Raw genomic sequence first — 13,680 nt, 5'->3', positions numbered from 1 at the left:
TGACGCTGGCCGGCTGCGGTCGAGCGACGCGCTGACGGGTCGAGGCATTAGACTTTATGTGTATCTATACACGAATCGTTATAGTGAAGAGTCTATACAGACGTCGGATGGCGTGACAACGCGCACTCGGGCACATTGCTTGTGCATTCATGCACAAAGGCGCCGACCACAAACGCCGAGCAAGACCCGCGGCCGACAAGGATAACCATGCTCGACTGGCAAGACATCCAGATCTTTCTGGAGGTGGCACGCAGCGAGCGGCTCACCGACGCCGCCCGCCGTCTGGGACTCGACCATTCGACCTTGTCGCGGCGCACCCGGCGCTTCGAGCAGGCGCTCAATACCCAGCTGTTCGAACGCAGCACCCATGGCTACCACCTGACCGAGGCCGGCCAGCAGCTGCTCGCCCATGCCGAGGAGATGGCCCGCCATGCCTTCGAGGCCGGCGAGAGCCTCACCGACAAGAACCACCAGATCAGCGGCCAGATCCGCCTCGGCGTGACCGAGGGCTTCGGCACCTGGGTCATCGCCCCGCTGCTCTCGGCCTTCTGCAGCCGGCACCCGGGCATCACGCTGGACCTGCTCGCCCTGCCCCGGGTGGTCAACCTGAGCCGCCACGAGGCGGACCTGGCAATCACCGTGGAACGCCCGGTGAGCCCGGGCCTGGTGATCTCGCGACTGTGCGACTATCGGCTGCGCCTTTACGCCAGCGAAGGTTACCTGGCCCGTCACGGCACCCCGCAGCGCATCGCCGAACTCGGCAAGCACCGCCTGGTCGGCTATGTCGACGACCTGATCTTCAGCGAGCAGCTCAGCTACCTGGAGCCGCTGCTCGACCCCGCGGTAGTGGGCCAGCCCGGGCCGCACTTCGCCATGCGCAGTACCAGCGTGACCACCCAGCATGCCGCTTGTCTCCATGGCGCGGGGCTCGCGGTGCTGCCCTGCTTCATGGCCAGCGAATCGGCAACGCTGGTCAACGTGCTCGCCGACGAAGTGGCAATCGACCGCCAGTTCTGGATCACCGCCCGCCAGGAACAGCGCCGCCTGGCCCGGGTGCGCCTGCTGTGGGATTTCCTGCGCGAAGCGCTGGAGACCAATCGTGCCTTCCTGATGGGCGAGACAAGGAAGCTGACCCTGCCGGGAGGTGACGGCTAAGCGGCACTGTCCGAGGGCCGGTGAGGAGAGAACGCGTCAGCCCTCGGTACCGCACGATGATGGCGCGGTAGCGTCCCCATCCACCATGATGGCGTTGCGACCCTGCCGCTTGGCGTCATAGCTGGCGGCATCGGCGCGGTCCAGCACCGTTGCGAGGGAGTCATCGCCTGGCCGAAAGCTGGTCAGGCCAAGGCTGGCGGTCACGAAGTAGTCCTTTCCGGCATGACGGACGCTTGCCTGGGCAATGGCCGTGCGTATCGACTCGGCAATCTTTTCAGCCTGCCTGAGGGTGCAGCTTGGCATCAGCAGGCCGAATTCGTCGCCCCCCTGGCGAGCCAGATGATCGCTGCGGCGGGTTTCTCGGGTCACCACTGCTGCCACACGGCGCAGCAGTTCATCGCCCAGGGCATGCCCACCCTCATCGTTGACCGGCTTGAAGTGATCCAGATCGAACAGGACCAGCGCCGAGGGCGTACCGATCTTGGTGAAATCGGCCAGCGCTTCCTCCAGGCGGCGCTCGAAGCCGCGCCGGTTCAGCAGGCCCGTCAGGGGATCATGCTCGGCTTCCCATCGCTGTAGCGCCTCCTGATGCCGCCGCTCGGTGATGTCCTTGACGGTACCCACGATACCCAGCGGCTTGTCACTTCCCTGTACCTGGCTGGCATGCACCTCGACCCACAGCAGCTCTCCTTGGGCATCATGGACGCGCAGCTGTCGGACGAAATCACTGCCGTGCGCCAGGGTATGGCGCCACAGGTCGAGGGCGCCCTGTCGATCTTCCTGGTGGATGCGCTCCCAGATGACGCTGGTCGGATCCTTCTCGGGCAGACCGAGCAGGCTTTCGAGTGCCGGGTTCAGGTAGGAAATCTGTCCCTCGAGGTCGGCAATGAACATCCCGGTCGGGGTCGAGCCCAGCACGGCATCGAGGAAAGTCTGCCGATCGCGCAGGTGATTCAGCGCTTCGCGACGTTCGTTTTCCAGATTATTGAAGGCATTGGAGACCTGGGTCAGCTCAGTAAGGTTGGACGAGATGGCCAGCTGGTGCCGGGTGCCGGCCCCGACCTCGTCAATCTGCTGCTCGAGTCGGTGGAGCGGCGTCAGCTGCCGGCCGACCCACCAGCGGGTGGCGACCAGCATCAGCAGGATAGCCACCAGCCAGGTCCACCACAGTCGTTCGAGGAAGGCATGCAGCGGCGCCAGCACCGCGCTGCGGGGCATCATCATGGCAACGATCCAGTCGGCCTCCCAGACCTGCCGATAGGCCACCAGCATGCTCTCGCCACCCAGTTGATGACGGGTTTCGCCCTGCCAGCCATCCAGCGCCAGCTGAAAATCCAGCGGATCCTGTCGTTGCAGGGTCTCGACCTGCCCGTTAAGGGAATGCGGCACGAAGACAGGCTCGCCGTTGGGCTGAAAGATCGCCACGTGCCCCTCGTGCTCGAAGGACTGCGAGGCGATGCTGCGGAAGAAATGGCCATGGGCCAGATTCAGGAGCCCCCCCACCATGCCATTGAACTCACCCTCGGCGGTGAACCGAGGCACCAGCATCAGCACCAGCGGCTCCTCGCTGACTCGACCGACGAAGGGCCGACTGACGAAGGGCCAGGGAGCGTGTCGCATGCTCTGGAAGAACTCACGGGACGTGGTATCCAGGCCCACCCGACCCGGCACCTCCGGAATGTCGGCCACCACCGTGCCGTCCGCCTCGATGATCACCACCCCCTCGAAATACGCCAGCAGACTCCGGTTCTCGTCCAGGCGCTCGCCGACCTCATCGGCCGGCCCGTCGGCGAGCTGTTCGGTGAAATGCGTCAGGGCATTGAAGCGCTGGCCGAGGCGGTCCTGCAACCCTCGGCTCAGCATTTCCGCCTGATAACCCAGATGGGTCAGATTGGCTTCACCCACCAGCGTCTGGCCGATGCCCCAGGCCACGCCCAGCAACAGGCCGATGATGGCCAGCCAGGTCAGCACCAGTCCGACAAGCAGCCGACCCTGCAGTGTCTGGAGGCGGCGCGCCAGGGCACCGCGCATCATCTTTTTGAACACACCAACTCCAGCCTGGACGCCAATCCCCCTCGGGTTGAGCGATGAATTCCCCGGAGGCATGTCATGCCATTTGTGGCATACGAGAGGTATCTTACTACGACATTGGCGGGCTGCTCTCAACCCGCCAATCCCGCGAAAGCGGAAGCCTGATGGAAGCCTGCCGGGATTACGAGGTCAAGTTGATAAATATTTGCTATCGATGCGGTCGGCGATCTCGCATTGTGCTAATGGACTCGGGGAGCGTAGGTTGAAGACAACCGAGCAAGAAGCCGCAATCCTCACCCTCGGAGGCTGATGGTTGATACGGCTCATTGTCTCGTCGAACCGCCATCGTCTATAAACAGGTGACGGTCAACATAACGCAGCCAGATTGGAGAGCGAGGACATGGGTGATCAGCAGAACGCCGGCAAATGCCCGGTAATGCACGGAGGCCAGACCGCCAGCGGTCATTCCAACACCAACTGGTGGCCGGAATCCCTGAATCTGGACATCCTTCATCAACATGATCGCAAGACCGATCCGATGGGCGAGGAATTCGACTATCGGGAAGAGGTCAAGAAGCTCGACTTCGACGCGCTCAAGAAGGACATGCACGCCCTGATGACGGAGAGCCAGGAGTGGTGGCCGGCCGATTGGGGCCACTATGGCGGCTTGATGATTCGCATGGCCTGGCACGCGGCAGGCACCTACCGTATCGCCGATGGCCGCGGCGGCGGCGGTACCGGCAACCAGCGTTTCGCGCCCATCAACTCCTGGCCGGACAATGGCAATCTCGACAAGGCGCGGCGCCTGCTGTGGCCGCTGAAGAAGAAGTACGGCAACAAGATCAGCTGGGCCGACCTCTTCATCCTGGCCGGCAACGTGGCCTACGAGTCCTTCGGCTTCAAGACCTTTGGCTTCTCCTTCGGGCGCGAGGATATCTGGCACCCGGAAAAGGACACCTACTGGGGTGCCGAGAAGGAGTGGCTGGCGCCCTCCGACAGCCGCTATGAAGATGTCGAAAAGCCCAACACCATGGAAAATCCGCTGGCGGCGGTGCAGATGGGCCTCATCTATGTAAACCCCGAGGGCGTCAACGGCAATCCCGACCCGCTGAAGAGCGCCGAACAGGTCCGCGAGACCTTTGCCCGCATGGCCATGAACGACGAGGAAACCGCCGCGTTGACCGCAGGCGGCCATACCGTCGGCAAGACGCACGGCAACGGCGATGCCGAGGCTCTGGGGCCGGAGCCGGAAGGCGCCGACGTCGAGGAGCAAGGCTTCGGCTGGCGCAACCCCAACATGCAGGGCAAGGCAGCCAACGCCGTTACCTCCGGCCTGGAAGGGGCCTGGACCAAGGACCCGACCACGTTCGACATGGGCTATTTCGACATGCTGTTCGGCTATGAGTGGGAGCTCAAGAAAAGCCCCGCCGGAGCCAATCAGTGGGAGCCCGTCGACATCAAGGAGGAGGACAAGCCAGTCGACGCCACTGACATGTCCACTCGCCATAACCCGATGATGACCGACGCGGACATGGCGATGAAGATGGATCCGGCATACCGGGCCATCTGCGAGAAGTTCATGAAGGACCCGGAATACTTCAAGGACTGCTTCGCCCGCGCCTGGTTCAAGCTGACCCACCGTGACATGGGGCCGAAGGCCCGCTATATCGGTCCGGAAGTACCGGACGAGGACCTGATCTGGCAGGACCCGGTACCGGCCGGCAGCAGCAACTACTCGGTCGAGACGGTCAAGAAGCAGATCGCCGATAGCGGCCTCTCCGTCGGCGAGATGGTCAGCACCGCCTGGGACAGCGCCCGTACCTTCCGTGGCTCCGACATGCGCGGCGGCGCCAACGGCGCACGCATCCGCCTGGCCCCGCAGAAGGACTGGGAGGGCAACGAGCCGGACCGCCTGGCCAAGGTGCTCAAGGTCTACGAAAAGATCGCGGCCGATAACGGTGCCAGCGTAGCCGACGTCATCGTGCTGGGCGGCAGCGTGGGCATCGAGCAGGCGGCCAAGGCGGCCGGCCACGAGATCCTGGTGCCCTTCTCGCCGGGTCGCGGTGACGCCAGCAACGAGATGACCGATGCCGAGTCGTTCGAGCCGCTGGAGCCGCTGGCCGATGGCTTCCGCAACTGGCAGAAGAAGGACTACGTGGTCAAGCCGGAAGAGATGCTGCTCGACCGCGCCCAGCTGATGGGGCTCACCGGCCCGGAGATGACCGTGCTGATCGGCGGCATGCGCATGCTCGGCACCAACCACGGTGGCAGCAAGCATGGCGTCTTCACCGGCCGCGAAGGCCAGCTGACCAATGACTTCTTCGTCAACCTGACCGACATGGGCAACACCTGGAAGCCGGCGGGCAACAATCTCTACGAGATTCGCGACCGCAAGACCGACCAGGTGAAGTGGACCGCCACCCGCATCGATCTGGTATTCGGTTCCAATTCCATCCTGCGCTCCTATTCCGAGGTTTACGCCCAGGACGACAACCAGGAGAAGTTCGTCAAGGATTTCGTCAAGGCCTGGACCAAGGTGATGAACAACGACCGCTTCGATCTCGAGAAGCTGCAGAAATCATGAGGTCGTGAACACGCCATGAGGCCGGGCGGCGAGCCCGGCAGCAGGCAGAAAGGAAGGGCCGGGATGATTCCCGGCCCTTTTTTGGTTCACGGGGTGATGCCACAGCCGATGGTAAGGTCAGTGCTGCCTTTGCCACGACCTGCCCTGCGCTTTTCCAGGGTGCCCTTAGCGCTGTCGCGGCACTCGGCGGCGAGGCGCTTTCCGGCTGGCACCTGATGCACGTCAGGGTTTTCCGCTGTCAATGCCTGCAGAACGGGGCGTTGCCAGGAAATAGCTCTGCTAAACTACAGGGCATATGCTTATTCTTAATATTCGGCCCTATGCCCATGCCCCTTTGTTGCCGACCGCTGCTCGCCCTGACGTTGGCCGTGATATTCGTGTCGTCCCCGGCAAGTGCCGCCAATGACGATCCGGCCACGGCCATTGTCACTCGTGAAACGCTGAAGGAGACGCTGGTGCTCGATGGCCTCGTGGAGGCCGTCAGGCAGAACACCGTCTCGGCCCAGACCAGCGGCCGAGTGGTCGAGCTGCCCTTCGAGGTCGGCGACCGCATCACCGCCGGGACTCGCGTCCTGCGCCTGGAGGACAGCGAGCAGCGCGCCCGCCTGGAACAGGCCCGGGCAAACCTCGAGCAGGCCGAAACTGACCTCGTGGATGCCCGACAGCGCTTCGAGCGTATCCGGGCCATCCGCAATCAGGATCTCGCCTCGGAGCAGGCCTTCGACCAGGCCACCAACCGACTGAACGCTGCCAGGGCACGCCGCCAGCAAGGCCTGGCCGGGGTGTCCGAGGCCGAGCAGCAGCTGAGCTATACCCAGGTGCGCGTGGAAAACGACGGCATCTTCGCCCTGCGCCACGTGGAGCCAGGCGAGGCCGTGCGCCCCGGCCAGCCGCTGTTCGATACCCTCGCCCCGGCACCCCTTCGGGTGGAGGCCGACCTGCCCCGTCGTTACATGGCACAGGTGCGCGAGGCTTCCCGGGCCCGGATCACGCTGCCAGAGGGGCAGCCGCTCGAGAGCGGTGCCCTGACGTTCTACCCCCGGGCCAACCCGGCAAGCGACACCGTTCGCCTGCGAGCGCGTCTCGAGTCCCCCGGAACGGACGTCGTCCCGGGCATGCTGGTCAAGGTGGCCGTGGTAGTGGCGCGCCGCGACGCGCTGTGGATTCCGGCCAGGAGCTTGATCAGGCGGAGCGAGCTGCGCGCCGTCTTCGTGCTCGATGACCAGGATCGACCGCGGTTGCGCCAGGTTCGGGTGGGCATCGAGAACAAAGGACGACTCGAGGTGCTGGCCGGTCTCGACGCCGGCGAACGCATTCTGACCGACCCCGACGCCGCTGCCCGCCTGGAACAGGCGCCGCCGGCAGACACGGAAGGGTCACACGAGCGATGAAGGCGCGTCACGCGGCCGTCGGTCCCTCCGGCGCGATTGCCCGGGTTTTCCAGGACTCGAAGCTGACCCCGCTTCTCGCCGGAATTGCCATCCTGATGGGCCTGGTGGTCATCCTGATCACGCCCAAGGAAGAGGAGCCCCAGATCGAGGTCACCATGGTGGACATCCTGGTGGCCTTTCCCGGCGCCGGGGTGTCGGAAGTGGAAAATCTGATCGCCACCCCGGCCGAGCAGGTGCTGAGCGAGGTCAAGGGCATCGAGCATATCTACTCGGTATCGCGCCCCGGTCAGGCCGTGATCACCCTCGAGTACGAGGTGGGCCTGCCGCGGCAGGAAGCCCTGGTGAGGACCTACAACCAGGTCTATTCGAACCAGGACTGGCTGCCGCCGGACCTCGGCACGCGCCAGCCGCTGGTCAAGCCGCGCGGGATCGACGACGTGCCGGTCATGACCCTGACCCTCTTCGATCCCGATGAACGCCATGGCGGGGAAGAACTCACTCGCCTGGCTCACCTGCTCGAGGTGGCCCTCAAGCGCATTCCGGGAACTCGCGATGTGTACACCATCGGCGGCATCGCCGACAGGGTGGAGGTACGTCTCGACCCGGCCCGGCTGAACGGCGTCGGCCTGACCCTGGACGACCTGCAGAATGCCCTTGCCGCGGCCAACACCAGCAGCCGCGAGACGCGGGTGACGCGCGACGGCCTCTCGCTGCCGCTTCAGGCCGGCACCCTGCTCGAGGAGGTGGTCGACGTACGCCACCTGGTGGTGGGCATGCACCAGGGGGCCGCCATTCGACTCTCCGATGTGGCGGAGATCCGCCGCGGGGGGACCGTTCCCGACCGCAGCGTGATGATGGGCTTCGGCCCGGCGCAAGACACGGACCGGCCAGAATTCTCGCCGGGCCATCTCTATCCGGCCGTGACGCTTGCCATCGCCAAGAAGGCCGGCGAAAACGCGATCGATATCACCACGGCCATCGAGAACCGGCTTGGCGAGCTGACCAACCGCCTCCTGCCGCCAGACATCGAGGTGGTGGTCTCCCGCGACTATGGCAAGACCGCCACCGACAAGACCCGGACACTGATCCGCGACCTGGTCACGGCGACCCTGGCGGTGATGCTGCTGGTGCTCGCCGCCATGGGCTGGCGACAGGCCCTGATCGTGGGCACGTCGGTATTGATCACCCTGCTGCTGACCCTGGTGTTCTCCTGGGCGTGGGGGTTCACGCTCAACCGGGTCTCGCTGTTCGCGCTGATCTTCTCCATCGGCATCCTGGTGGATGACGGGATCGTCATCACCGAGAACATCAACCGGCGCCTTGCCAGCAGCCGGGCGTCGGCCCGGCACGTCGTTCCGCTGGCCGTGGACGAGGTCGGCACACCCACCATCATGGCCAGCCTCACCATCATGGCGGCACTCATCCCCATGGCCTTCGTCTCGGGACTGATGGGCCCCTATATGCGCCCCATTCCCATCAACGCCTCGGCGGGCATGGTCATCTCGCAGCTGGTGGCCTTCGTGGTCGCGCCCTGGCTGGCCATGCGCCTGCTCGCCAGGAAACGAGACACCCAGCACCGGGACACGCAGAACCGGGACAAGAAGCCTCGGGCCATGCAGGCAACCGAGAGCGAAGACGTTGCCCCGCAGGCAACGGACGTCGAGCAGAACACGCAAGAAGAGGGTCCGGGAGACGAGGGCCCGGGAGACGAAGACACGAAGGATCAGCCGTCATCGGGGAACAACCACTCCGCCACAGGCGTGAATCCCCTCCTCCAGCGCCTCTTCCAGACCCTGCTGGGCCCCTTTCTCGGCCGGCATCCATGGCGACGTCGCCTGCTGGGCCTGGGGCTGCTGGGACTGCTGCTGGGCGCCATCGCGCTCCCAGTATTCCAGCTGGTGATCCTCAAGATGCTGCCCTTCGACAACAAGTCCGAACTGCAGGTCGTGGTGGATATGCCGGAGCACACACCGATGGAACAGACCCAGCGGCTGCTGCTGGACATGGGACGCTACCTGGAGAGCGTGCCCGAGATCGCTCATTGGCAGAGCTATGCCGGCACCGCCTCGCCGATCAACTTCAACGGCCTGGTTCGCCAGTACTACTTGCGCGAGGCGCCCTATCAGGGTGACATCCAGATCACTCTCGCCGACAAGACCTCGCGGCAACGCAGCTCCCACGCCATTGCCCTTGCCCTGCGCGATCCGCTGCAGGCCATCGGCGAGCGCCACGCGGCAAGGGTAAAGATCGTCGAGGTGCCGCCGGGCCCACCCGTGCTCTCGCCGGTGGTGGCGGAAGTCTACGCCGTGACACCCGAGCAGCGTGCCGCCCTGGCGCGCCATCTGGCCGAGCAGATGCGCGAGGTGAAAGGCCTGGTCGATATCGATACCACGCTGCATGCGCCCACTCGCAAGTGGAACGTGGTGGTCGACCGCGACCGGGCCGCGCGCCTGGGCGTCTCCCAGGCCCAGGTGGTCATGGCGCTCCAGACCAGCCTGGAAGGCAGCGCGGCAAGCTATCTGCACGACCCTCAGGCCAAGTATCCGGTGCCCATTCGCCTGATCCTCGAGGAGGGTGACAAGGCCCAGCCCGCCCGGCTGCTGTCCCTTGCCGTGCGCAGTCGTGACGGCAGCCGCGTGCCGCTGGCCAGCATTGCCGAGATCCAGGAGGTCGAGTGGGCGGGGGTGCGATACCACAAGGATCTCCTGCCGGTGACCTATGTCACCGCAGACATGGCCGGCGAGATCGACTCGCCGCTGTACGGCATGTTCCGCATGGTGGAGAGGCTTTCCGATCAGCAGAGCGCCCCGCAGCAGACCTTCATCCGCCAGCCGGTGCTGCCCGAAAGCGCGAGCCTCAAGTGGGACGGTGAATGGCAAATCACCTACGAGACCTTCCGCGACATGGGCCTGGCCTACAGCGTGGGGGTGTTCATGATATTCGTGCTGCTGGTGGCCCAGTTCCGCTCCTACCTCCTGCCGCTGCTGGTCATGGCACCGATTCCCCTGACGCTCATCGGCATCATGCCCGGCCATGCCCTGCTCGATCGGGAGTTCACCGCCACCAGCATGATCGGCATGATCGCCCTTGCCGGCATCATCGTGCGCAATTCCATCCTGCTGGTGGTCTTCATTCGCCAGCTGCGTGACGAGGGGGTCGCGCTCGACGATGCCGTGGTGCTTGCCGGAGCCGTGCGCCTCAAGCCCATTGCCCTGACGGCGGTCTCGGCGATGCTCGGCGCCTTCTTCATTCTCGCCGACCCCATCTTCAATGGCCTGGCCATCTCGCTGATCTTCGGGCTTGCCGCCTCCACGCTGCTGACGCTGCTGGTGGTGCCGCTGCTCTACTACGCCCTGGAGCGTGCCAGGGAAGGACGTGCGTCGCCATGAGGGCCGGGCGTCGTGTTGTCGATGCCTTCCCTCTCCCCCTGGCTATGCCATACCGAATACCGCACGCGGCGAGTGGCTGCCCTTCCCGCCTTTGACAGCCGGCTGCCGGTAGACGACAACTGTTGATAAGCAAGCCGCATCGTCAGCACATCTCCAGCCTGCGAACCTCCCCGTGCGAGGAGTGTCGACAATGGCCCACGCTGCAGGAGTGTGGTTACCCCCGGCCCCGGGAGAGAGCGCCTGGCAGTGTCACCGTCATCGTTCCGGAGGCCTGAACGAGCGCATTGGCCGGCTCCAGGCATTCAGCGTCTGCCTGGCAAGCCCCGTCCAGCGCCTGGAACCCCCTCGCGGCCGCGTCGCCCTGGTTATCGGCTTGGGCGACCCCATCCGTATCACTTCCCTGACCGCACCGGATACGCAAGGCACCTATGGCTCTTTCCTGGTCGGTCCCGACCACCCACCGCTGATCATTCGGCATGACGGGGAACGTACCTGTTTCGAGCTTCTCCTCTCGCCCTGTACGGCCTACGAACTGTTCGGGGGCGGCACCCAAAGGCTCGAAGATCGGGTAATACCGCTCGACGCCCTGCTTGGCGACACCGTAAAGCGGCTTACCGAACAGCTGACCATGGCGGCCTCCTGGGGCCAGCGGTTCGCCTTGCTGGAGACAACCCTGAGCCGATACCTCGAGCGGCAACCCTGGCGGGTACGTGCCGAGATCCGCTGGGCCTGGCACCGCCTGGAACAGGCCGCGGGCGCCATGACGGTCTCCGAACTCGTCAGCACCCTCGGCTGGAGCCATCGCCACTTCGTGCGCTGTTTCCGGCGTTACACCGGCATGACGCCGAAGACCGCGGCTCGCTACCTGCAGCTTGCCAGAGCGCTTGCCTGCCTCGAGCGCACGCCGGAAAAGGCACTGGCGACCGTGGCGCTGGAGTGCCATTACTGCGACCAGAGCCACCTGACCCGGGAGTTCCATGCCCTGGCCGGCTGTACGCCGGCAACCTACCGTCACCAGTGCCTTGGGTACTCCCTGTCCGCGCGTCCTCCTGGGGCGAGGTCAGGTTTCTTCAAGACGGCGCCCGCCCCCTAGACCTAGGCTAGCGGTACCGCTGAAGGGCGTGCCGCCCTGCATCGCGGCAAGAGGTGTTTCCGTCCGAATGGAGGTAAAACACGATGTACCCGAAACTGCTGACCATCGGTAGTACCACAGCGCTCATTGTCGCCAGTGCCCTGATCCCGGTCCAGGCGGACACAACATCCATCCTGACATCAACGCTGGGGGGCGTGGAGGGCATGGAGGCGAACATCGTCCGCTTCGATGTGGATGAAGATTGGGAAACCGATCGCCATATCCACCCTGGACACGTTTTCGTCTACGTGACCGAGGGGAGTATCGAGATCGATGTCGAGGGCCAGGAAGCCAGGAAAGTTGCTGCCGGCGAGGCCTTCCAGGAGCCACCCGACAGACCCATGGTGGCACGCACCCTGAGCTCCGACGGTGCGAGCTTCATCGTCTTCCAGGTGGGCCCAAAGGGCGAGCCCATCATGGTGTCCCAGCCCGAGTGAATCGCAGCTCACTGGGGAAATTGGCCGGGGACATTGCCGAGACATAACGCCCCGGCCACTCCGCCTTGCTTCCCTCATGTCCCGCAGAAGGTGCGGAACACGGCCTCGCTGGGCGGCGCCGGCCGCGTATAGGCCTCGCGGCCGGGCTGCTCGGTGAAGGGGGCGGCCAGTACCTCGCGCAGGGTCTCGAAGGGGCCGAAGTCGTCGTGCTCGGCGGCGGCGGCCAGGGCCTCCTCCACCCGGTGGTTGCGGGGGATATAGAGCGGGTTGACCGCTCGCATCCGCTCGGCGACGGCCTCCCTGCCGACCTCCTCCCTCGCCAGCCGGTCGCGCCAGCGTGGCAGCCAGGCCTCGATGTCCTCCCGCGTCTCGAACAGCTCGAGCAGCGCGGGGGCGTCCTGCTCGATAGCCTCGCTCAGATGGCGGAAGGCCAGGGTAAAGTCGGCGCGCCCGGCTCGCAGGGCCTCGAGAAAGGCATCCACCAGCGCGCGGTCGTCCTGCTCCTCTTGCATGAGGCCCAGTTTTTCGCGCGTTACCGCCAGCCATTCGGCCTCGTAGCGCGGCTCGAAGGCCTTGATCGCCGCTGTGGCCTTCTCGACCGCCTGCTCCTGATCGTCATCGATCAGCGGAAGCAACGTCTCGGCAAAGCGCGCCAGGTTCCACTGGGCGATCCATGGCTGGTTGCGATAGGCGTAGCGGCCGCCCTCGTCGATGGAGCTGAATACCTTGACCGGATCATAGGCCTCCATGAAGGCGCAGGGGCCGTAGTCGATGGTCTCGCCGGCAATGCTGCAGTTGTCGGTGTTCATCACCCCGTGAATGAAGCCCAGCCCCATCCACTTGGCCACCAGCGCCGCCTGGGCAGCAGCCACCGCCTCCACCAGCGCCAGGTAGCGTTCGCTCTCGTCCACCTCGGCAAGCTGAGGATAGTGACGCTCGATCGCCATGTCGGCCAGAGTGCGCACCGCCTCGCGGTCATCGCGGGCAGCGAAGTACTGGAAGGTCCCCACGCGAAGGTGGCTGGCGGCGACACGCGTCAGCACGGCGCCGGGCTCCGGCACGCGACGGAACACCCGCTCGCCGGTAGTCACCGCGGCCAGGGCCCGGGTGGTGGGCACGCCCAGCACATGCATCGCCTCGCTGACCAGGTACTCGCGCAGCACAGGTCCCAAGGGGGCACGGCCGTCGGCGCCGCGCGAGAAGGGCGTCATCCCGGCCCCCTTGAGCTGGATATCGCGCAGCCGGCCCGCGCGGTCGGTCACTTCGCCGAGCAGCACCGCCCGGCCGTCGCCGAGGCGCGGGTTGAAGTGCCCGAACTGGTGGCCGGCGTAGGCCTGTGCCAGCGGCTCGGCGCCTTCCGGCACGGTATTGCCGGCGAACCACTCGGCGGCCTGGTGCTCATCGAAGGCGTCCAGGTCGAAGCCGAGCTGCTCGGCCAGCGGCCGGTTGAAGGCCACCAGTCGTGGGGCCTCTACGGGCACGGGGTCGAAGCGCAGGAAGAAGTGCTCGGGCAGGCGGGCGTAGCGAAGGGTGAACGCGGGAAACATGGCGACTCCGGTCG

8 protein-coding genes are annotated in these 13,680 nt (G+C 65.4%); 6 read left to right on the top strand and 2 right to left on the bottom strand.

What is annotated here, in order from left to right; translation table 11 throughout:
• The first annotated feature begins 207 nt into the window (after positions 1–207).
• Complete coding sequence (locus tag FHR95_RS13000; protein ID WP_183314692.1) at positions 208–1,155, top strand: LysR family transcriptional regulator; 948 nt, start codon at positions 208–210, stop codon at positions 1,153–1,155.
• A gap of 36 nt (positions 1,156–1,191) precedes the next feature.
• Here the strand turns inward: FHR95_RS13000 and FHR95_RS12995 are convergent, their stop codons facing one another.
• Positions 1,192–3,201 (bottom strand): sensor domain-containing diguanylate cyclase, encoded by a 2,010-nt coding sequence (locus FHR95_RS12995; RefSeq protein WP_343065216.1) that lies wholly within the window; start codon positions 3,199–3,201, stop codon positions 1,192–1,194.
• 385 nt (positions 3,202–3,586) lie between these two features.
• Between FHR95_RS12995 and katG the strand changes: the two genes are divergently transcribed.
• From katG to FHR95_RS12970, 5 genes are all read left to right on the top strand, one after another.
• Positions 3,587–5,770 carry a catalase/peroxidase HPI gene (gene katG / locus FHR95_RS12990; protein WP_183314691.1) on the top strand — a complete coding sequence of 728 codons (2,184 nt, stop codon included), beginning with the start codon at positions 3,587–3,589 and terminating at the stop codon, positions 5,768–5,770.
• Positions 5,771–6,147: 377 nt separating this feature from the next.
• The gene (locus FHR95_RS12985) at positions 6,148–7,161 is read left to right on the top strand and encodes an efflux RND transporter periplasmic adaptor subunit (protein ID WP_183314690.1); all 1,014 of its coding nucleotides are present in this window, start codon (positions 6,148–6,150) and stop codon (positions 7,159–7,161) included.
• Positions 7,158–10,550 carry an efflux RND transporter permease subunit gene (locus FHR95_RS17170; protein WP_246378573.1) on the top strand — a complete coding sequence of 1,131 codons (3,393 nt, stop codon included), beginning with the start codon at positions 7,158–7,160 and terminating at the stop codon, positions 10,548–10,550. The genes FHR95_RS12985 and FHR95_RS17170 overlap by 4 nt, the downstream gene beginning before the upstream one ends.
• A 190-nt stretch (positions 10,551–10,740) precedes the next feature.
• Positions 10,741–11,643: a helix-turn-helix transcriptional regulator gene (locus FHR95_RS12975; protein WP_183314689.1), complete on the top strand. Its 903-nt coding sequence runs from the start codon at positions 10,741–10,743 to the stop codon at positions 11,641–11,643.
• An 83-nt stretch (positions 11,644–11,726) separates the two neighbouring features.
• A complete protein-coding gene (locus FHR95_RS12970; protein WP_183314688.1) occupies positions 11,727–12,119 on the top strand; it encodes a cupin domain-containing protein in 393 nt (130 codons plus the stop codon).
• A 74-nt stretch (positions 12,120–12,193) separates the two neighbouring features.
• Here FHR95_RS12970 and FHR95_RS12965 read toward each other — a convergent pair whose 3' ends face one another.
• Positions 12,194–13,666: a protein adenylyltransferase SelO gene (locus FHR95_RS12965; RefSeq protein WP_183314687.1), complete on the bottom strand. Its 1,473-nt coding sequence runs from the start codon at positions 13,664–13,666 to the stop codon at positions 12,194–12,196.
• Positions 13,667–13,680: the final 14 nt, after the last annotated feature.

The sequence above is a fragment of the Halomonas fontilapidosi genome (assembly GCF_014192285.1).
Taxonomy (GTDB): domain Bacteria; phylum Pseudomonadota; class Gammaproteobacteria; order Pseudomonadales; family Halomonadaceae; genus Halomonas; species Halomonas fontilapidosi.
This window is presented reverse-complemented; position numbering and strand designations above follow the sequence as displayed.

Coding starts and splice junctions, on each gene's coding strand:
- FHR95_RS13000 (WP_183314692.1), top strand. CDS start 208: ATGCTCGACTGGCAAGACATCCAGATCTTTCTGGAGGTGGCACGCAGC.
- katG (WP_183314691.1), top strand. CDS start 3,587: ATGGGTGATCAGCAGAACGCCGGCAAATGCCCGGTAATGCACGGAGGC.
- FHR95_RS17170 (WP_246378573.1), top strand. CDS start 7,158: ATGAAGGCGCGTCACGCGGCCGTCGGTCCCTCCGGCGCGATTGCCCGG.
- FHR95_RS12975 (WP_183314689.1), top strand. CDS start 10,741: ATGGCCCACGCTGCAGGAGTGTGGTTACCCCCGGCCCCGGGAGAGAGC.
- FHR95_RS12970 (WP_183314688.1), top strand. CDS start 11,727: ATGTACCCGAAACTGCTGACCATCGGTAGTACCACAGCGCTCATTGTC.
- FHR95_RS12965 (WP_183314687.1), bottom strand. CDS start 13,666: ATGTTTCCCGCGTTCACCCTTCGCTACGCCCGCCTGCCCGAGCACTTC.